A 19,807-nucleotide genomic window follows, 5' to 3' on the forward strand; every position below is an offset into this window, starting at 1 on the left:
GATTATGACCCTTACAGAAAACCGTCAGCCTGCGGTGGCGCAGGCCGATGCTGCGAACGCGCCCGGATAAGCCCGGTGCTGTCGAACAGCCAGAACAGTAGCTTCGCCACCACCAGGCAGGCGCCGAAAATAAGACAGAAAAACACCACGCGCGAAACGAATGCGTCCAGCCCTTCGCGCGCCAGCACAATGATGTTGAACACCGCGCCAAAACAGAAGCCCTGCAGGATCGCCGATTTATAACGGTTCGGCTCCGCCCGGCCCAGGGCATACAGCCAGTCGAACCATTTGATGATCAGCCCAACCACCACCGCCCCCAGGGGGATAAACAGCACGCCGCCCATCACCACCAGCGAGCCAATCAGCGTGGGCGAAATCGCCAGCCCGGAATGGTTATCCAGCACTTCCCAGGTAAAGTAGTTGGCGCTGTTGAGCACCACGTCCGGCCGCCCCGGCCACAGCCAGGCGGGAATAAAGACGTAAAAATCGCGCACGATCGGCGCCAGCCCCTGAAAATCGATCTTATCGTAGTTTTGCAGCAGCAACGCCAGATTTTCCCACGGCGAGAAGGTATCGCGCGTCAGATACAGGAAGGTATAGAACGCTTCGTCGCCGCTCACATCCAGCCCGTAGCGCTTGAGCGCCAGCCAGAACATGCCGACGATGCCAAAGATGCCCGCCGCCGCCAGCATCCATAAGGTGATCCAGCCGCGAACGATGCCAATAAACAGGAACAGGGCGAATGCGATGATGATATTGGCACGCGTGCCGCCGACGATCAGATAGGTCAGGAAGCCGAACGCCACCGTCGCCAGCAGGAAAAAGAACCAGGCGCCCATGCTCTGCCGGAGGAAATACACCACCAGCATCGCCGGAATAAAGAAGTAGAAGAAGCGTTTAAGCGCGACGCCGGAAACATCGCTGGAAAAAATCTGGCTGTAGGAGTTGAGCTTGAACAGCAGGAATCCGTTGTGCATAAAGAAAATGCCGACGGTGCTGATCGCCACCAACATCAGCAGCACCCAGGTCAGGTTGGTTTCCACCCGGTTCATGGTGAACAGCGGCGCGCGCGGCCGGCTGGCCGCCAAACGCCAGCGGGTTTTATAGCTGACGTAATAGATAGCGTAAAAGCAGGTGGCCGACAGCATGGCGTACAGCAGGAACGCCGGCGGCACCACGTCGACGCCAAAGCGCATCGCCAGCAGGCAGGTCAGCGGGAAACCGAAGTAGAACGTCAGCAAATACAGCAACGAGAAGAACACGTTGAAGTTAAAGCGAACGCGCCGAAACTCGCGGTAGGTCAGCGCTAGCACAAACAACAGCCCAATCAGATAAACCACCAACAGGCCGCCAAATTGCGCCAGCGTCATGGCTGTTCTCCCGCCGCCAGCTCCAGCGCCTGTTGCCAGCCATCAATGTAGTTCGGGTTGAAGAAAGCGATCGCCTGCTTATCCACCTGCGCCAGTTGCCGCTGGGCTTCACGCACCACCGCCTCATCCAGCGTATCGCCATAGAACAGCACCGGCAGGCGCTGCTCCGCCAAATCCTGCCAGAACGGGTTCTGGCGGCTAAGCACAAACGGCACGCCGAACTGAATCAGCAGGCATAGCGTGCCGATGCCCTGCTGGCGATCGAAAATAAAGTAGCCGAGATCGCACTCGCGCAGGATGTTCAGGTAATCGTCAAATGCCACCTGCTGCGTCAGCAACTGCAGGTTTTTGGCGCCGAACAGCGCCAGGCCGGCCTTGCGCACCTGCTCGATATAGGCGCCATTATTGGGTGGATAGCCCATGGGCACGATCACCCGCACATTGGCGCCGAACTGTTGGTGGATCGCCTGCAGCGCTTCAATATGGCGGTTGGTATTATCGCCGGAGTTGCCCACCAGGATAGTCATCGGCCCGGCAAGGTTCTTCTCGACCTCCACGCCGGTCAGTTGGGGATCCATCCGCGTTGGGAAGTACAGCAGCGAAGCCGGCACCCGCGGGTGCCGCTGATGGTAATGGATCAGATCGCCCCGGGTGGCGAAAACGTGCCCCACCCGCCCCTGCGCCATACGGCGCAGCAGATAAAACAGGCGATATTTCCAGCTGGTGGCGTTTTCATACAGATCGGCCCCCCATATATGCCAGCTCACCTGCTCGGGCTTGATTTTGCCGCTGAGCAACGCCAGCCACAGCGTGGGGTTGAACTGCCCATGCAGGAAGAAACGGCAACTGCGATCGGCCTGCGCACGGGCGATCACCGCCTGCGCCAGGCTTTTCTTGCCGGCGTAGCTTTCAACCGCCAGCGCCGGAAATTGCCCCAGCGCGGCCACGTCTTTGGCAGCCACCATAAAGTGGCGCACCTGTTCCTGCGGCAAGCGCGTTGCCAGCACCTGGTTGAAGAAACGCAGCACCGTCTGATTGTGATGCGGGATGTCAGATCCCAGTACGTGAATCAGTGTGGTCATACTCGTCTACGATAAAGAATAAATACGCAGCTACACAGTGCAAAATACACGATGTAGGTTGCCATATAGGCTTGCGCCGCGCCCAGTGCACCGTGCAACGGTATCAGCCAATGAGAAAACAGCGTCAGCAGCAAAAACTGGCTGACTTCCGTCAGAATATAAAACCGCAGCGCCGCCTTGGCGATCACCAGATAGCCGTATACATAGGCGCCCACTTTCAGCACATCGCCCACCAGTTGCCAGGCGAACAGATCGCGCATGGCGGTGAACTTGTCCGAGAATAACAGCCAAATCGCCACATCGCGCAGCAGCCAAACGGCAAAGCTGGCCGCCGCCACCGCCGGCAGCACAAACTTCAGCGAACGCACAATTTCCTGCGAAATGGCCTGTTTGTCCACCAGGCGTGAGAGCGTCGGCAGCAGATAGACGCTGAATGAGGCGGTAATAAACTGCAGATAGGCATCGGAAATGCTGCTCACCCCTTGCCAAATCCCCACCGCATCCCAGCCGTAATGCCGGGCCAACAGGTTACGCATCATCACGTAAGCCACCGGCAGCGTCACCGAGGTTATCAGCGCCATAATGGTGAACTTGCCCAGGTGGCTGGCCAACGCCCCATCCCACGCGGGCAGCAGGTGGCGCAGCGGCATCGGGCTGCGCCGCCACAGCAACACGCCGGCGGGAAACGCCACCAGTGCCGGCACCAGCGCCAGGCCGACCAGCGCGCCTTCATAGCCGCCCAGCGTGAAACACAAGGCATAGGCCGCCACGCCAATCAGGCTGCCGCCGATCACGGAGAGCGCGTTGCCCATCGCGTCGCGATAGCCCTTCAACACCGCCTGAAACAGGTTGGCATAGGCAATGCCCATCTGAATAAACGCCACGGCCCGCACCACGTTAACATAACGCGCATGGCCAAACAGCCCGATGCTGATCGGCTCGGCGGCAAACAGGAACACCAGCGCCAGCAGGGTTGAGAACCCCAGCACAATGCTTGATGCAGTGCCCACCGCCAGGCGCAGGCGCTGCGGATCCTGATGATACTGGGCGACGTATTTGGTGATGCCGTTGAATATCCCGGCGCCAGACAGCACGCCCAGCACGGTGACCAACTGGCGGAAGTTGCCCGCCTGCCCCACGCCAGCCGGGCCATAGGCCACGGCCAACAGCTTGACGACCAACAGCCCCACGCCGATTTTGATCAGCGTGGAGCCGGCGGTCCAGAGTGATGCTTTTGCCAACGACATATCAGGCGAGGTAGCTCAGGATGGTGCTGATCACCGTGCGCTGATTAACGTCCGACATATTGTAGAACAGCGGCAGTCGCACCAGGCGCTCGCTTTCCTGGGTGGTGAAGCGGTCTTCGCCGTCAAAGCGGCCGAAACGCTCGCCCGCCGGGCTGCTGTGCAGCGGGATATAGTGGAATACCGACAAAATCTCCGCTTCTTTCAGGTAGGCGATGAACGCCGAACGATCCTGAATATCACGCAGCTTGAGGTAAAACATGTGCGCATTGTGCACGCAATCGGCCGGGATCACCGGCAAGGCGATCCGCCCCGCCGCGGCCAACGGTTTGAAGGCGTTGTAGTAGTTTTGCCAGAGCTGCAGGCGGCGCGCGTTGATTGGCTGAGCCGCTTCCAGCTGCGCCCACAGATAGGCCGCCTGTAAATCGGCCATCAGATAGCTGGAGCCAATATCACGCCAGGTGTATTTATCAACCTGGCCGCGGAAGAATTGGCTGCGGTTGGTGCCCTTTTCGCGAATGATCTCCGCCCGCTCAATCAAGGCGCGATCGTTAATCAGCGTGGCGCCGCCTTCACCGCCGGCGGTATAGTTTTTGGTTTCGTGGAAACTGAACGCGCCCACGTGGCCGATGGTGCCCAGCGCCTTACCTTTATAGGTGGACATCACGCCCTGGGCGGCGTCTTCCAACACCAGCAGGTTGTGCTTCTCCGCCAGCGCCATGATGGTGTCCATCTCGCAGGCCACGCCGGCGTAGTGCACCGGCACAATGGCGCGGGTTTTCTCGGTGATTGCCGCTTCGATTTTACTTTCATCGATGTTCAGGGTATCCGGGCGGATATCCACATAGACGATCGTCGCCCCGCGCAGCACAAAGGCGTTGGCGGTGGACACAAAGGTATAGCTCGGCATGATGACTTCATCGCCCGGCTGGATATCCAGCAGGATAGCCGCCATCTCCAGCGATGCCGTGCACGACGGCGTCAGCAGCACTTTCGGGCAGGCGAAGTGTTGCTCCATCCACTGCTGGCAGCGGCGGGTAAAGCCGCCATCGCCGCACAGTTTGCCGCTGCCCATGGCCGCCTGCATATATTCAAGCTCGGTACCCACTACCGGTGGTGCGTTAAATGGAATCATGTAAACCTCGGTATAACCAGTACGCGGTGTCCGTCACCCTGGCACCGTGCCGTTGATAGAGCCGCAATGCGGGAATGTTGCCCAGTTGGGTCGCCACCCACAGGCGCGTCAGTTGCCGCTGTTGGCACCAGCCCTGCGCCGCCGCCATCAGGCGGGCGCCGACGCCCTGGCCTGCCGCCCCGGGGAACGCCGCCAGCAGCCCAATACGCGCCTGCTGCTGGCCGATATCGCGCAGGCTGACAAACCCAACGGGCTGGCCATCGCTGCCCAATGCCAACAGGCACTGGTGATCAAAGGTGCCGAGCACCGCTTTTTCAACCCAGGCGGCATAAAAGCGGCCGCTGTCTTGCGGCGCATACCACGGCGCGCGAAAGCGGCTAATGGCGAACACTGTGCTGGCCGCCGCGCGCAGCGCGGGAATATCCGCCGGCGTGGCGGGGCGCACCGGCAAACCCTGGGCTGCCGGGGGTTCATCGTCGACGGCCAGGGAAAGATCGACCGCCCCTTCCACCAGGCGAAAGCCGAAGCCCGCCAGCGCATCGGCCAAATCCAGACGCTGCGCCGGGATCCTGGCCTGCACCAGCGTAAACGCATCCAGCGCCTCGGCGGTAACGGCCGGCGCCGGCGAGCTGAAGTTCAGCTTCGCGCTGGCCATGCCGAAAAACGCGCTTTCCCAGCTTAACGGCTCAACGGTGGCATACAGGCACATATTCCCCACTCCTTAAGGCGGTGCCGGCGTTAACGCCAGACGCCTTTGGTATCCACAATCCAGCGTTGTTTGATGGCCTCGGGCGCAATGGCGCGGAATTCATTGTGATCCACCAGCAGCACCAACACATCGGCCTGCTGCAGCGCAGCATTGAGATCTTTCAGCACCACCTGGCCGGCCAACGCTTTCGGCAGTTGCTCCACGTTCGGTTCGATCACCTGGGTTTCCCCCACGTGCCAGTTGGCGATCAACTGCGCCACTTCCACCGCCGGGCTTTCACGCAGATCGTCGATATTGGGCTTGAACGCCAGGCCGAAGCAGGCGATTTTGACCTCCGCCGCCCGTTTACCGGTCGCCGCCAGGCAGTCGGCAACGGCCGCTTTAACGCGATCGACCACCCACAGCGGTTTGCCGTCGTTAACCAGGCGTGCGGTGTGGATCAGGCGCGCCAGTTGCGGGTTCTGCGCCACGATAAACCACGGATCCACCGCAATGCAGTGGCCGCCAACGCCGGGGCCGGGCTGCAAAATGTTGACGCGCGGGTGGCGGTTCGCCAGGCGAATCAGCTCCCACACGTTAATCCCCTGCTCGGCGCAGATCAGCGACAGTTCGTTAGCAAAGGCAATATTCACGTCGCGGAAGCTGTTTTCCGTCAGTTTGCACATCTCCGCCGTGCGGGAGTTGGTAATCACGCACTCGCCTTCGAGGAAAATCTTGTACAGGGCGCTGGCGCGCGCGGAGCATCGCGGCGTCATGCCGCCAATCACACGGTCGTTTTGAATCAGCTCCACCATCACCTGCCCCGGCAGCACGCGCTCCGGGCAATAGGCGATATTCACGTCAGCGGCTTCGCCCGCATCCTGCGGGAAACGCAGATCGCCGCGGGCTTCGGCCAGCCATTGCGCCATCTGTTCCGTCGCCCCCACCGGGGAGGTGGATTCCAGAATGACCAAATCGCCTTTTTTCAGCACCGGCGCCAGCGATTTCGCCGCGGCTTCGACAAAGGCCAGATCCGGCTCATGGTCGCCTTTAAACGGGGTGGGAACGGCAATAAGAAACGCATCGGCTGCCTGCGGCTTGGTCACCGCCTGCAAATAGCCCCCTTCCACCGCCTCTTTCACCACGTGGGCCAGATCAGGTTCGACAATATGAATGGCGCCACGGTTAATGGTATCGACCGCATGGTGGTTCACATCGACGCCCACCACTTTTTTCCTGCGGGAAGCGAAAGCCGCCGCCGTTGGCAGCCCGATGTAGCCCAGACCAATAACCGAGATCGTGTCAAAATTCATAGTGTCACCTGATGATTCTTCAAAGCTTTGAGGATACGCTGGCAGGCATGCCCGTCACCGTAAGGATTATGGGCCCGGCTCATCATGTGATAGGTCTCTTCGTCCGTCAGCAGGCGGGTCACCGCGCTGACGATCCGGGCCACGTCCGTCCCTACCAGTTGTACCGTGCCGGCATCGATCGCTTCCGGCCGTTCGGTGGTGTCGCGCATGACCAGCACCGGCTTGCCCAGCGACGGCGCCTCTTCCTGAATGCCGCCGGAGTCGGTCAGGATCAGATAGGCATGCGTCATCAGATAAACAAACGGCAGGTAGTCTTGCGGCTCGATCAGGAAAATATTGTCGATGCCTTGCAAAATACGGTTAACCGGCTCGCTGACGTTCGGGTTGAGGTGCACCGGGTACACCACCTGCACCTCTGGGTGGCTGCGGGCAATGTCCGCCAGCGCGCTGCAAATGCGCTCAAACCCGCCGCCAAAACTTTCACGGCGGTGGCCGGTCACCAGGATCAGTTTTTTATCGGCATCCAGGAAGGCATAGCGCTGCGCTATGCGGGTGCGCTGGGCGGCATCGCTTAGCACCTGATCGCGCACCCAGAACAACGCATCAATCACGGTATTGCCCGTCACGAAAATATGGCTGTCCGGCTGCTGTTCATGCAGCAAATTCTGCCGTGAGTTTTCCGTCGGCGCGAAATGATACGCCGCCAGGTGGCCGGTCAGCCGGCGGTTGGCCTCTTCGGGCCAGGGGGAATACAGATTACCGGTACGCAGGCCCGCTTCCACGTGGCCGACAGGAATGCGCTGGTAAAACGCCGCCAGGCTGGTGGCTAGCGTCGTCGTGGTATCACCGTGCACCAAGACGACATCCGGCTTGAAATCTTCGAGCACGCCTTTCAGGCCTTCAAGGATCCGGCAAGTGATTTCCGTCAACCCTTGCCCAGGCTTCATGATATTGAGATCATAATCCGGCGCGATCGCAAACAATCGCAGCACCTGATCCAACATCTCACGATGCTGCGCTGTGACGCAGACTTTTGATTCAAAGGCAGCATCCTGCGCCAAAGCATGTACCAGAGGAGCCATTTTGATAGCTTCAGGCCTGGTGCCGAAAACAGTCAACACTTTCACTGTGGGTCTCTTCTTGTCGGTTAACTGCAGGCGAACCTGCAAATGGGGTGCTTTCGCACCCATTCAAAGAATTATTATTATATTTTAATGAGTTGGCCGGCGAGCCAAGGCAATACCCGCGCCAACCAGAGCACCTACGGCCCCCCACAGCACCAGCCAGAATATGCGCCGTGGGCTATCGCGTTTCACCGGCTCTTCCGGGGTGCGCAGATAGCGGTAAGTCTGAAACTTGTCATCCAGCGTCGGGCCGACGTTCAATGTTGCCAGCATCGCGCGGTTTTGTTCGTAATCAAGATCATAAGATGGCCCGGATGCCTGTAACCCTTCCAGGCGCGCCTGCAGCATCGGCTTGCCCAGCAGGAACAGATCGGAATCCGGCAGTTGCTCCGCCGGCGTCGTCGTCTGGGTGCGGCTAATGCCCTGCAGATCGGCGATTTTCAGCGCCTGCTGCACGGTGTTCAGTTCGCGTTGATACAACGCCTTGGCCACCGTTTCCTGGCGCTTGACCTGCGCCTTCATGGAAGTGGTGCGCGCCGCCCAGGCGCCCTGAATTTCTTCGTTCAAGTGCTGCGCCGCCCGGTGGCTGGCGAAAGCCACATACTGGCGCAGCAGGCGGTTGGCATCACTGGCGGTTTCGGCGGTTAATTTTACGCTATCGTTCGGGACTTTTTTGTCATCGCGCGCGGTGAAGACAATATTGGCGATCAGTTCATCAAGCAGCACGGCATCAGCACGCGCATCGCCTTCCTGGCGCTGCCGGTAATAGTCGGTGTGCAGCCAGAAATCACGGCGGGTATCATACGCGGCCAACTGCATCACAAATTCATTATAGGCTTCATCCGCAATACCGGGTTGATCGGCGGGAGCCACCGGCGTGGCGCGAGCGTCCAGATTGCGCAGAAACTGCTGCTGCGAATAGTAACCGCCCAGGGCATTCACCGTCGGCCGGTCGGTAATCGCCGTCGCGCTCCATTCCTGCTTCACCAGGTAAGAGACGCCCAATGCCACCACGGCAAACAGCAGCGCCATCCCGATGATCCAGGCTTTACCGCGCCACAGGGTACAAAACAGGCCGCGGATATCTAGCTCGTTATCCACCACCGGGGTCCTTTTGACAGATGTTGTCTCTTGAGTCATCACAGCCTCTGGTTAAGGTTGTTGCTTATTGCCGGAACGCCGCATGCGGCGTTTTAAACGCTTGATGTAACGCGCAACGCGCCAGGCGCGCTTGATGCAATAACCATAGAACAGGAATGCCAGCAGAAATAATGCCAACATAAACCATTCAGGGATAAAAGTAAGCCGCTCGCCGAGCACGCCAATCGCCGCCAGCAGCGCGGCCGCCAGGGTGATCAATACAAACGCCTGGTTCGGGGTAAACCCCGCGCGCATGATCAGGTGGTGAATGTGCTGGCGATCCGGCGAGAACGGGCTCATGCCTTTACGCAGACGGCGATACATGATGGCGATCATATCCATCAGCGGGATGGCGATGATCCACAGTGCGGTAACCGGGTTGATGGCGTGGCTCACGCCCTGGGAACTTTGCAGCAAGAGCCAGATGGCGGTAAAGCCAATCAGCGTGCTGCCGGCATCGCCCATAAACACCTTATAGCGCCGGCCGAGAATGCCGAGGTTAAGCAACACATAGGGCACAATGGCGGCGATCATGGCGAAACACCAGAATGCACGGTCGGTATGCCCGCTCAGATAGAGCAGCAGCCCGAGCGCGCCGAACGATACGCAGGACAGCCCGCCGAGCAGGCCGTCAATGCCATCGACCATGTTAAACGCGTTGATCGCGGCCCAGACGGCGAACAGCGTCACCAGGTAGCCAAAAGGGCCGAGCTGCATTTCCCAGTTGCCGAGCACGTGCCCGAAGCTGCGCAGATACAGGCCGGCAAAGACCATCATGGCGATACCCACCAGCGCCTGAACCAGGGCACGGATTTTTACGCTGATATCATAGCGATCGTCCAGCGCGCCAACCAATACCAGCACGCCGGCGCAGGCCAGATATAATTTTCCGTGAGCAATCGTTTGGTCAGAGATCAGAAAGGCGAAACACAGGCCGATATAGACAGAAATGCCGCCGACCAACGGGATCATCCCCTGGTGGCGTTTACGGTAGTTGGGTCTATCAACCAAGCCAATGCGTTTTGCGACCTTGCGGGCAACAAAGAGAAAAGCCAAAGAAAACAGAAAAACAAATAGAAGTTCAGTACTCATGTGAGTAAGTTCACAGTTAACAGATCTCTGAGAAAGTAAGGCAGCTTAACACGGGCTACAGAAGGCACCAGATGTTGTACTCCCTTTCAGTCATTTCCTATGACAACAGTAATTGATTCCCATTACGCAATAGCCATCCTCCACATTGAAACCGTAATGCGGCATATGAATTGCCTGCTAATAATGTATACCCTTCATACTTCAAGCTGCAGGTGTGTTGGCTTTCCTCGTTCACCCCAGTCACTTACTCAAGTAAGCTCCTGAGGATTCACTGCGTTGCCGCCTTCCTGCTACGCGAATTATTTTGGCTACAGAAATCCAAAATGATAAGTTACAAAATAACTTACGCTTTTATTACTGCTACTTATCGTATCCGTCAAATGCGAAAAACGCCACGCTTAGGCGTGGCGTTCTCCGGATTTTTTACTCAATTATGAGCGCTTCATCATATCGAAGAATTCATCATTGGTTTTGGTCATCGCCAATTTGTTGATGAGGAACTCCATTGCGTCGATCTCGCCCATCGGGTGAATAATCTTACGCAGGATCCACATTTTCTGCAGTTCTTCAGACGTGGTAAGCAATTCTTCTTTACGGGTACCGGAGCGGTTGTAATCGATCGCCGGGAACACACGCTTCTCGGCGATTTTACGCGCCAGGTGCAGTTCCATGTTGCCGGTACCTTTAAACTCTTCGTAGATAACCTCGTCCATTTTCGAACCGGTATCCACCAGCGCGGTGGCGATGATGGTCAGGCTGCCGCCCTCTTCCACGTTACGCGCTGCGCCGAAGAAACGCTTCGGACGGTGCAAGGCGTTGGCGTCCACACCACCGGTCAGCACTTTACCCGACGCAGGCACTACGGTGTTGTAGGCACGGGCCAGACGGGTGATGGAATCCAGCAGGATGATCACGTCTTTTTTGTGCTCAACCAGGCGCTTGGCTTTCTCGATCACCATCTCGGCGACCTGAACGTGGCGGGAAGCCGGTTCGTCGAAGGTAGAAGCGATCACTTCGCCCTTCACCAGACGCTGCATTTCGGTCACTTCTTCCGGGCGTTCATCGATCAGCAACACCATCAGCACGCAGTCAGGGTGGTTGTAGGCGATGCTCTGCGCGATGTTTTGCAGCAGCATGGTTTTACCGGCTTTCGGCGGCGCCACAATCAAGCCACGCTGGCCACGGCCGATTGGCGATGCCAGATCCAGTACGCGAGCGGTCAAATCTTCGGTCGAACCGTTGCCGCGCTCCATGCGCAGACGGGAGTTAGCATGCAGCGGCGTCAAGTTCTCAAACAAGATTTTGCTGCGGGCATTTTCCGGTTTGTCGTAGTTAACTTCGTTAACCTTCAACAGGGCAAAATAGCGCTCGCCTTCTTTTGGCGGACGAATCTTACCGGAAATGGTATCACCGGTGCGGAGGTTGAAACGGCGGATTTGGCTTGGAGAAACGTAAATGTCGTCAGGGCCGGCGAGATAGGAGCTGTCTGCGGAGCGGAGGAAACCAAATCCATCCTGCAGTATCTCCAAGACGCCGTCGCCGAAGATATCTTCCCCACTCTTGGCATGTTGCTTGAGGATAGAGAAGATAATGTCCTGTTTGCGCATACGGGCAAGGTTTTCCAGCCCCATATTTTCGCCTAGAGTAATTAGCTCAGAAACCGGCGTATTCTTTAATTCGGTAAGATTCATAGTGGTGGGTTCTTAAACTCGGGGTATGTCTCGAACTTAGTATCGTGAATGGTATGGCAGCGTGATACGTGCCTGTTTACTGGGCGTTCGATCACCAGCTCGGCCCGGTAAGGTACAGCCTTACTGTGGACGCATGCGCTGACGGTGTAAGATCGAAGGTGCCTTAAAACTGATTTTTTGCAAAACCGTTTGATTGTTAAAACACCGGCTGGGTTCACTTTTTCTTTCAGCGCCGACGCTTCAACACAGAGTAAAGCTTAGATTCTAACTCTTTAGATTTAAAACTTATGGCAAGTACTATATGCAGTTGTGGCTAAATTTAGCACGCTTCCTGGCGGGCGTCTAGCGTTGAATCACAATCTCGCCAGACGCCCTCCAAAGGCATCCTGCCCGCTTACAGATTCGCGTTCAGGAAGTCTTTGAGTTGGCCTTTTGACAACGCGCCAACTTTGGTCGCCGCCACTTCACCATTTTTGAACAGCAGCAGCGTTGGGATGCCGCGGATGCCGTACTTCGGCGCCGTCGCCGGGTTCTGATCGATATTCAACTTGGCGATGGTCAGTTTGCCTTCGAATTCTTCGGCGATTTCATCCAGAATCGGAGCAATCATCTTGCACGGCCCACACCATTCAGCCCAGAAATCGACCAGGACAGGACCTTCAGCTTTCAGTACGTCAGTGTCGAAGCTGTCGTCAGCCAGGTGAATAATTTTATCGCTCATGTTTTACTCCACAGGATTATGTCTACCTTGTTGGTGTAGCATTAACCAACCTAAGGTGACTTTATTTCACCGGATACGCTTTCGTAAAGCAATAGTTAGCTGATATTCTACCACACTATGAGCAAAACACACTTAACAGAACAGAAGTTTTCCGACTTCGCCCTGCACCCGTTAGTGATTGAAGCCCTTGAAAATAAAGGGTTTCATAACTGCACGCCTATTCAGGCGTTAGCATTGCCGCTCACGCTCTCCGGGCGTGACGTAGCAGGCCAGGCGCAAACCGGTACCGGCAAGACGTTGGCATTTTTGGCGTCTACTTTCCATTATCTGCTTTCCCACCCGGCGAAACAGGATCGTCAGATCAATCAGCCGCGCGCATTGATCATGGCGCCAACGCGTGAGTTGGCGGTGCAGATCCACTCCGATGCGGAAGCCCTGTCCCAGTCCACCGGCCTGAAACTGGGCCTGGCCTACGGCGGCGACGGCTACGACAAACAGCTCAAGGTGCTGGAAAGCGGCGTTGATATCCTGATCGGCACCACTGGCCGCTTAATCGATTATGCCAAGCAGAACTACATCGATTTGGGCGCCATTCAGGTGGTGGTGCTGGATGAGGCCGATCGGATGTACGATCTGGGCTTTATCAAAGACATCCGCTGGCTGTTCCGCCGGATGCCAGCGGTGGATCAACGCCTGAACATGCTGTTCTCCGCCACGCTGTCCTACCGCGTGCGCGAACTGGCCTTTGAACAAATGAACAACGCTGAATATGTTGAAGTGGAACCGGAACAGAAAACCGGCCACCGCATAAAAGAAGAGCTGTTCTACCCTTCCAACGAAGAAAAAATGCGCCTGCTGCAGACGCTGATCGAAGAAGAATGGCCGGACCGCGCCATCATCTTCGCCAACACCAAGCACCGCTGTGAAGACATCTGGGGCCATCTGGCCGCCGACGGCCACCGCGTAGGCCTGCTGACCGGCGACGTCGCGCAAAAGAAACGCCTGCGTATCCTGGAAGACTTCACCAAGGGTAACCTGGACATCCTGGTCGCCACCGACGTTGCTGCGCGTGGGCTGCATATTCCGGCCGTGACTCACGTATTCAACTACGATCTGCCCGACGACTGCGAAGACTACGTGCACCGCATTGGCCGTACCGGCCGCGCCGGCGCCAGTGGGCACTCCATCAGCCTGGCCTGTGAAGAATACGCGCTCAACCTGCCAGCGATCGAAACCTATACCGGCCACAGTATTCCGGTGAGCAAATACAACAGCGACGCGCTGCTGACCGATCTGCCGGCGCCAAAACGCCTGCAGCGCCCGCGCAACAGCAACGGCCCGCGCCGCAATACGTCGCAACGCCGCAGCAGTGCGCCACGTAACAACCGTAAACGTTCAGGCTGATAAATCATGCTCAGTTCCAGCACGCTTTATGCCGCCATTGACCTTGGCTCCAACAGTTTTCACATGTTGGTGGTGCGTGAGGTGGCTGGCAGTATCCAGACCCTGGCGCGCATCAAGCGCAAAGTGCGCCTCGCCGCCGGGCTGGATCAGAACAATCTCTTGTCGCACGAGGCCATGCAGCGGGGCTGGCAGTGCCTGAAGCTGTTCTCTGAACGCCTGCAGGATATTCCCCCCCAGCAGATCCGTGTGGTGGCAACGGCAACGCTGCGCCTGGCGAATAACGCCGACGCATTTTTGCAGACCGCCGAACAGATCCTCGGCTGCCCGATCCAAGTGATCAGCGGTGAGGAAGAAGCCCGCCTGATTTATCACGGCGTCGCCCACACCACCGGGGGGCCGGATCGCCGTTTGGTGGTGGATATCGGCGGCGGCAGCACCGAACTGGTCACCGGCACCGGCGCGCAGGCTTCGCAGCTGTTCAGCCTGCCGATGGGCTGCGTCACCTGGCTGGAACGCTTTTTTAGCGATCGCAACCTGGGGCGGGAAAACTTCGAGCGCGCCGAACAGGCCGCGCGCGATATGGTGCGCCCGGTGGTTGACCCACTGCGCAAGCAGGGCTGGCAAATCTGCGTCGGGGCTTCCGGCACCGTGCAGGCGCTGCAGGAAATCATGGTGGCGCAAGGCATGGATGAGCGCATTACCCTGCAGAAGCTGCGCCAGTTGAAGCAACGCGCCATTCAATGCGGCAAGCTGGAAGAGCTGGAAATTGAAGGCCTGACGCTTGAGCGAGCGCTGGTTTTCCCCAGCGGCCTGTCTATTCTGTTGGCGATTTTCCAGGAACTGGGCATCGAGAGCATGATGCTGGCCGGCGGCGCGCTGCGTGAAGGCCTGGTGTACGGCATGCTGCACCTGCCGGTGGATCAAGACGTGCGCAACCGCACACTGCGCAACCTGCAGCGCCGCTATCTGCTGGACACTGAACAAGCGGAACGCGTTAACCTGCTGGCGACCAACTTCGCCCAACAGGTGGCCAATACCTGGCAGCTAGACGAACGATGTCGGGAATTGTTGCATGCCGCCTGTTTAATCCACGAGATCGGCCTTAGCGTTGATTTCAAACGGGCGCCACAGCATGCTGCCTATCTGGTGAATCATCTCGACCTGCCCGGTTTTACGCCCGCCCAGAAAAAGCTGTTAGCCACCCTGCTGCAAAACCAAAGCAACACCATCGATTTGGCGCTGCTCAGCCAGCAAAATGCGGTGCCGCCGATCATGGCGCAGCGCCTGTGCCGTCTTCTGCGTCTGGCGATTATTTTTGCCAGCCGCCGCCGCGATGACACGTTGCCGGCGGTGCGACTGCGGGCCGGTAGTGATGAGGAACTGACGGTGATCCTGCCGCATGGCTGGCTTGAGCAGCATCCGCTGCGGGGCGAGACGCTGGAGCAGGAGAGCCATTGGCAAAGCTATGTCCATTGGCCGTTGGTGCTGGAAGAGCAGAACTAAAGCCCGCTGCGCCAGCGGGTGTTTCATCGCGTTAGCACCGGTGTTCGAGCCAGGGCAGCCCTTTACGGCTGGGGTAACCGTGCAAATCTCTTGCAGGCGCCCTAATTCCCGCCCTTCGCCTTGGCCAACATCGCCCTGACGTTCGCCAAATGGCTCTGCCCCTTTTGCATCCGCTCTTGCGGGCTCACCACTTTGCGCTCGCTTTCCCACTGCAAATCATCCTGCGGCAGCTCCAACAGGAAGCGGCTGGGCTCCGGCCGCACCAGCTCGCCATATTGGCGCCGTTCACGGCACAGGGTGAAAATCAGCTCTTTTTGGGCGCGGGTTATCCCTACATAGGCCAGGCGCCGCTCTTCATCGACATTATCCTCATCAATGCTGCTCTGATGTGGGAGCAACCCTTCCTCCATCCCCACCAGGAACACATACGGGAACTCCAACCCTTTGGAGGCGTGCAGCGTCATCAATTGCACCTGATCCAGATCTTCTTCATTTTCGCCGCGCTCCATCATATCGCGCAGGGTAAAGCGTGTGACCACCTGGGTCAGCGTCATCGGCTCTTCCAGATCGCTGCCGGCCAGCATTTCGGTCATCCAGCCAAACAGCGTATTGACGTTTTTCATCCGCATTTCGGCTGCTTTCGGGCTGGTGGAGGTTTCAAACAGCCAGCTTTCATAATCCACGCCACGGATCAGATCGCGCACGGCCGCCACCGGTTCACGCTCCGCCAGTTGCGCCACTTCGGCCATCCAGTGGGTGAAACGCTGCAGCGATTCCAGCCCACGGCCACTCAACGACTGGCTCAGGCCAAGATCAAAGCTGGCGCGGAACAGGCTCTTATTGCGCTGATTGGCCCATTCGCCGAGCTTTTGCAGCGTCGCCGGCCCAATTTCGCGCTTGGGGGTATTCACAATGCGCAAAAAAGCGCTGTCGTCATCCGGGTTGGTCAACACCCGCAGATAGGCCAGCAAATCTTTGATTTCCGGGCGTGAGAAAAAGGAAGTGCCGCCGGAAATCTTGTACGGAATGCGGTTTTGCATCAGCATCTTTTCAAACACCCGCGACTGGTGGTTGCCGCGGTAGAGGATCGCATAATCGCCATAGTGGGTTTTCTTCACAAAGTGGTGGGCAATAAGCTCCCCCACCACCCGTTCGGCCTCATGATCTTCATTGTTCGCCGTCACCACTTTGAGCACTTCCCCGTAGCCCAGCTCCGAAAACAGCCGTTTTTCAAACACATGGGGATTATTGGCGATCAGGATATTGGCCGCTTTCAGAATGCGCTCGCTGGAGCGGTAGTTTTGCTCCAGTTTGATCACCTGCAACTGCGGGAAATCCTCCTTTAACAACACCAGATTCTGCGGGCGGGCGCCGCGCCAGGAATAGATCGACTGATCGTCATCGCCCACCACGGTAAAGCGCGCGCGGTTGCCCACCAGCAGCTTCACCAGCTCATACTGGCTGGTGTTGGTGTCCTGATATTCATCGACCAGCAGATAGCGGATGCGGTTTTGCCAACGCTCCCGCACCTCGGCATTACGCTGCAGCAGCAGCGTGGGCAGCAGGATTAAATCGTCGAAATCCAGCACGTTGCATGCCCGCATGTGCGTATCGTACAGGCCGTAGCAATGGGCAAACAGCTTATCGCGCTCCGAGCGGGCCAACCCCATTGCCTGCTCCGGGTTAACCAGATCGTTTTTCCAGTTGGAAATGGTCGAAATCAACTGCGCCACCAGCGTTTTGTCATTCTCCAACCATTTCTCGGTCAGCTCTTTCAGCAGCGCCAGCTGATCCTGATCGTCAAACAGCGAAAAGTTGGATTTCATGCCCAACGCGGCATATTCGCGCTTGATCACCTCCAGCCCCAGCGTATGAAAGGTGGAAATCATCAGACCACGCGTTTCTTTACGCCCCATGGTCTGCGCCACACGCTCTTTCATCTCGCGCGCGGCCTTGTTGGTAAAGGTCACCGCAGCAATATGGCGCGCCTGGTAGCCGCAATGGTGCACCAGATGGGCGATTTTATTGGTGATAACGCGGGTCTTGCCGGAGCCGGCGCCGGCCAGCACCAGACATGGCCCGGTGACAAATTCGACGGCTTGTTGTTGGCTGGAGTTTAATCGCATGGCTCTTTTCTGCTCGGCTTGCATAACGTGGGAGAGGGATTGTAGCAGAAAGCCGCGCCGGGATTGAGAACCACATTCAACGGAAAAGACGCGCAATCGCGGGTATAATCAACGCCATTACGCATCAACGAAGGTAACCCCATGGCAAAGACCGCGTGCGCCCTGCACATCCTGGTGGATAACGAAAAGCTGGCCAACGAGCTGCTGGCTAAACTCAAACGCGGCGTCAGCTTTGACACGCTGGCACGTAAATATTCACGCTGCCCGTCAAAACGCAACGGCGGCTCGCTGGGCGAGTTCAACAAAGGCACCATGGTGCCAGCGTTCGATAAGGCGGTATTCAGCATTCCGCTGCTCAAGCCCTTCGGGCCGGTCAAAACCCAGTTCGGCTATCACATCATCAAGGTGTTATACCGCAATTAATCGCTGCCGCCACGCGGCGGGCAACACCAGGCGGCGTAAACCGCCTGGTGCTGAGTTTACTGCGCGGCCGGCGCGTCAGCCGGCGGCACTTCTTCGCTCACCGTTGCCGGCGCAGGGGTCATGCTGCGTTCATAGGTTTGCTGCAGCTGCTTCATGCTCATTTCCGGCTCGCCTTTCGGCTGCACCAGTATCAGCGTCGCATCTTGCGCCAGCTGTGCTTTCAGCTCCTGGTTCAGCGCGTCCAGCGTCAGATCGGCAAGCAACGCCTGGCGCAGCTTCTGATACTGCTCTGGCGCAATATCCACCACGCCGCTCTGCTGGGAGCGCAAGCGCTGGCTCATCAGCACGTCCGTATCGGTGCGCGCATAGGTGGCGAAAAGCTTGCTCAACTGATCGTTCTTCTGCGCAATCAGCGTATCAAACTCCGCCTGCGACAGGCCGTTATTGCGCACGTTGGCCAGCTCCCGCGCCACAAACGCCAGGCCGGCGTTCAGGTTGTCATTCGGCGTGCCGATATGGATAGCGCACTGCGCGCGCTGATATTGCACCCGGCAGTCAAAGCCCAGATTAACCTGCTTTTGATCGCTCTTTTCCAGCGCCTGCTGCATGTGCCAAAACAGCCCTTCACGGGCGATATCCGCACGCCAATAGCGGTTCAGGCTTTGGGAATCGCGGATCGGGTGCCACGGCGTATCCCACATGATTGACAGCCGATCCTGCTTCACATGCGGGCTCATCAGGCTTACCGGCTGCGGGGGCAACGGCCCCAGGGTCGGCACGATGGCCGGCACTTCACGCTTGCCGTCCAGCGGCGAAAACGCCTTGTTGATCTGTTCGCTCAGGCTGCGGCTATCCACTTTGCCCACCACGTACAAGGTCATGGCGTCCGGGGTATACCACTGCTGGTAAAATGCCTTGAGCTGCTCGATATTCACCGGGCGCTTCACTGGTTGGTTCGGATCATGCGGCAGCAGCGTCGAGCCTTTCAGCCGGTAACGCCACCAGACGTCCTGCGGATCAACCGGGAAGGTGCCGATCGGGTCAACATGGCTGTTGATAACGGCGTGAACCGTATTTTCATCGATCGCCAACCGGCCGGTGGTATCCGCCAGCCACGCCAATGCTTCTTTCAGCAAATCCGGGCGGTTATTCGGCAGGCTGAGATTGTATAGGGTGAAATCATAAGAGCTGATCGCCGGCGGCAACGGCCGGCCGCTGTCGATGCCTTGTTGCCAAAGCGAACGTAGCTCCGGCTGAGTAAAACTTTCGCTGCGCGCCAGTGCCAGGCGCGGCAGAAAATGGGCAAACCCCGTCTGTTGGGTGGTCTCCACCAACGAGCCAGTATTAACCATCAGCCGCAGCTCAATGCGATCATTCGGCCGCTGCGGCGTGCTAAGAATTTGCCATGAGAACCCGTTATCCAGTTTCCCCTGCTGCCAGGCCGGATCGGGTTGTAGTGTTTCAGCCTGCACGCTGCTGCTGGCCACGGCCAACAATAGCCCACCAACCAAGAGATGAATTCTGGTGCCCTGCATGTGAACCCCTACTTAATGACTATCCAATTTTTATATACAAACACGGATATTCGCCTCAACGGAATATCCCACTGTATCCCGCAGAGTGGACACAGCTAACAACTACGCCCTGAGTTTCACGGTGGGGCAGAAAGCAGAAAGTGTACCATTGTGTTAGACCGCATGCCTTTGCGGATGTCACTCACAGGGTTAAAAATAATGGATAAAGGGATTTTT

16 protein-coding genes are annotated in these 19,807 nt (G+C 57.8%); 3 read left to right on the forward strand and 13 right to left on the reverse strand.

All coding sequences use genetic code 11. The annotated features are described in order from the left end of the window. Positions 1-11 precede the first annotated feature (11 nt). From wzyE to trxA, 11 genes are all read right to left on the reverse strand, one after another. Positions 12-1,370, reverse strand: coding sequence for an ECA oligosaccharide polymerase (gene wzyE / locus ACN28Q_RS10965; protein WP_095846373.1), 1,359 nt, complete (start codon positions 1,368-1,370; stop codon positions 12-14). Next, on the reverse strand, positions 1,367-2,452 hold the full coding sequence (locus tag ACN28Q_RS10970) for a TDP-N-acetylfucosamine:lipid II N-acetylfucosaminyltransferase (protein WP_095846374.1): 1,086 nt from the start codon (positions 2,450-2,452) through the stop codon (positions 1,367-1,369). Before ACN28Q_RS10970 ends, wzyE begins: the two co-directional genes overlap by 4 nt. Further along, positions 2,449-3,699 carry a lipid III flippase WzxE gene (gene wzxE / locus ACN28Q_RS10975; RefSeq protein WP_095846375.1) on the reverse strand — a complete coding sequence of 417 codons (1,251 nt, stop codon included), beginning with the start codon at positions 3,697-3,699 and terminating at the stop codon, positions 2,449-2,451. The genes ACN28Q_RS10970 and wzxE overlap by 4 nt, the downstream gene beginning before the upstream one ends. 1 nt (position 3,700) lies before the next feature. Continuing rightward, positions 3,701-4,831, reverse strand: coding sequence for a dTDP-4-amino-4,6-dideoxygalactose transaminase (gene rffA, locus ACN28Q_RS10980; protein ID WP_095846376.1), 1,131 nt, complete (start codon positions 4,829-4,831; stop codon positions 3,701-3,703). Then, positions 4,818-5,540 (reverse strand): dTDP-4-amino-4,6-dideoxy-D-galactose acyltransferase, encoded by a 723-nt coding sequence (gene rffC / locus ACN28Q_RS10985; RefSeq protein WP_095846377.1) that lies wholly within the window; start codon positions 5,538-5,540, stop codon positions 4,818-4,820. Before rffC ends, rffA begins: the two co-directional genes overlap by 14 nt. Positions 5,541-5,569: 29 nt before the next feature. Then, positions 5,570-6,832, reverse strand: coding sequence for a UDP-N-acetyl-D-mannosamine dehydrogenase (gene wecC / locus ACN28Q_RS10990; RefSeq protein WP_095846378.1), 1,263 nt, complete (start codon positions 6,830-6,832; stop codon positions 5,570-5,572). After that, entirely contained in the window at positions 6,829-7,959 is a 1,131-nt protein-coding gene (wecB, locus tag ACN28Q_RS10995) for a non-hydrolyzing UDP-N-acetylglucosamine 2-epimerase (RefSeq protein WP_095846379.1), read from the reverse strand. The genes wecC and wecB overlap by 4 nt, the downstream gene beginning before the upstream one ends. Positions 7,960-8,043: 84 nt before the next feature. Further along, on the reverse strand, positions 8,044-9,096 hold the full coding sequence (wzzE, locus tag ACN28Q_RS11000; RefSeq protein ID WP_095846380.1) for an ECA polysaccharide chain length modulation protein: 1,053 nt from the start codon (positions 9,094-9,096) through the stop codon (positions 8,044-8,046). Between the two features lie 12 nt (positions 9,097-9,108). Then, complete coding sequence (gene wecA / locus ACN28Q_RS11005; RefSeq protein ID WP_095846381.1) at positions 9,109-10,188, reverse strand: UDP-N-acetylglucosamine--undecaprenyl-phosphate N-acetylglucosaminephosphotransferase; 1,080 nt, start codon at positions 10,186-10,188, stop codon at positions 9,109-9,111. Between the two features lie 431 nt (positions 10,189-10,619). Continuing rightward, complete coding sequence (rho, locus tag ACN28Q_RS11010; RefSeq protein WP_095846383.1) at positions 10,620-11,879, reverse strand: transcription termination factor Rho; 1,260 nt, start codon at positions 11,877-11,879, stop codon at positions 10,620-10,622. A gap of 394 nt (positions 11,880-12,273) precedes the next feature. Continuing rightward, on the reverse strand, positions 12,274-12,600 hold the full coding sequence (trxA, locus tag ACN28Q_RS11015) for a thioredoxin TrxA (protein ID WP_095846384.1): 327 nt from the start codon (positions 12,598-12,600) through the stop codon (positions 12,274-12,276). Positions 12,601-12,717: 117 nt separating this feature from the next. On the opposite strand from trxA, the gene rhlB reads away from it, so the two are divergent. After that, complete coding sequence (gene rhlB / locus ACN28Q_RS11020) at positions 12,718-14,004, forward strand: ATP-dependent RNA helicase RhlB (protein WP_095846385.1); 1,287 nt, start codon at positions 12,718-12,720, stop codon at positions 14,002-14,004. Positions 14,005-14,010: 6 nt separating this feature from the next. Beyond that, positions 14,011-15,507, forward strand: a complete 1,497-nt coding sequence (gene ppx, locus ACN28Q_RS11025) for an exopolyphosphatase (protein ID WP_165907036.1) — start codon at positions 14,011-14,013, stop codon at positions 15,505-15,507. 101 nt (positions 15,508-15,608) lie between these two features. Here ppx and rep read toward each other — a convergent pair whose 3' ends face one another. After that, complete coding sequence (gene rep / locus ACN28Q_RS11030) at positions 15,609-17,633, reverse strand: DNA helicase Rep (protein ID WP_095848997.1); 2,025 nt, start codon at positions 17,631-17,633, stop codon at positions 15,609-15,611. Positions 17,634-17,774: 141 nt separating this feature from the next. Here rep and ppiC point away from each other — a divergent pair, with 141 nt between their 5' ends. Further along, the gene (gene ppiC / locus ACN28Q_RS11035) at positions 17,775-18,056 is read left to right on the forward strand and encodes a peptidylprolyl isomerase PpiC (RefSeq protein WP_095846387.1); all 282 of its coding nucleotides are present in this window, start codon (positions 17,775-17,777) and stop codon (positions 18,054-18,056) included. A 56-nt stretch (positions 18,057-18,112) separates the two neighbouring features. On the opposite strand, the gene ACN28Q_RS11040 is transcribed toward ppiC, so the two are convergent. After that, positions 18,113-19,591, reverse strand: a complete 1,479-nt coding sequence (locus tag ACN28Q_RS11040; protein WP_095846388.1) for a M16 family metallopeptidase — start codon at positions 19,589-19,591, stop codon at positions 18,113-18,115. Between the last annotated feature and the right edge of the window lie 216 nt (positions 19,592-19,807).

Origin of the sequence: Gibbsiella quercinecans (genome assembly GCF_002291425.1) — a bacterium.
Classification (GTDB): domain Bacteria; phylum Pseudomonadota; class Gammaproteobacteria; order Enterobacterales; family Enterobacteriaceae; genus Gibbsiella; species Gibbsiella quercinecans.

Excerpts from the sequence above, each read along its gene's own strand:
- wzyE (WP_095846373.1), bottom strand. The coding sequence starts at position 1,370 with ATGACGCTGGCGCAATTTGGCGGCCTGTTGGTGGTTTATCTGATTGGG.
- ACN28Q_RS10970 (WP_095846374.1), bottom strand. The coding sequence starts at position 2,452 with ATGACCACACTGATTCACGTACTGGGATCTGACATCCCGCATCACAAT.
- wzxE (WP_095846375.1), bottom strand. The coding sequence starts at position 3,699 with ATGTCGTTGGCAAAAGCATCACTCTGGACCGCCGGCTCCACGCTGATC.
- rffA (WP_095846376.1), bottom strand. The coding sequence starts at position 4,831 with ATGATTCCATTTAACGCACCACCGGTAGTGGGTACCGAGCTTGAATAT.
- rffC (WP_095846377.1), bottom strand. The coding sequence starts at position 5,540 with ATGTGCCTGTATGCCACCGTTGAGCCGTTAAGCTGGGAAAGCGCGTTT.
- wecC (WP_095846378.1), bottom strand. The coding sequence starts at position 6,832 with ATGAATTTTGACACGATCTCGGTTATTGGTCTGGGCTACATCGGGCTG.
- wzzE (WP_095846380.1), bottom strand. The coding sequence starts at position 9,096 with ATGACTCAAGAGACAACATCTGTCAAAAGGACCCCGGTGGTGGATAAC.
- wecA (WP_095846381.1), bottom strand. The coding sequence starts at position 10,188 with ATGAGTACTGAACTTCTATTTGTTTTTCTGTTTTCTTTGGCTTTTCTC.
- rho (WP_095846383.1), bottom strand. The coding sequence starts at position 11,879 with ATGAATCTTACCGAATTAAAGAATACGCCGGTTTCTGAGCTAATTACT.
- trxA (WP_095846384.1), bottom strand. The coding sequence starts at position 12,600 with ATGAGCGATAAAATTATTCACCTGGCTGACGACAGCTTCGACACTGAC.
- rhlB (WP_095846385.1), top strand. The coding sequence starts at position 12,718 with ATGAGCAAAACACACTTAACAGAACAGAAGTTTTCCGACTTCGCCCTG.
- ppx (WP_165907036.1), top strand. The coding sequence starts at position 14,011 with ATGCTCAGTTCCAGCACGCTTTATGCCGCCATTGACCTTGGCTCCAAC.
- rep (WP_095848997.1), bottom strand. The coding sequence starts at position 17,633 with ATGCGATTAAACTCCAGCCAACAACAAGCCGTCGAATTTGTCACCGGG.
- ppiC (WP_095846387.1), top strand. The coding sequence starts at position 17,775 with ATGGCAAAGACCGCGTGCGCCCTGCACATCCTGGTGGATAACGAAAAG.
- ACN28Q_RS11040 (WP_095846388.1), bottom strand. The coding sequence starts at position 19,591 with ATGCAGGGCACCAGAATTCATCTCTTGGTTGGTGGGCTATTGTTGGCC.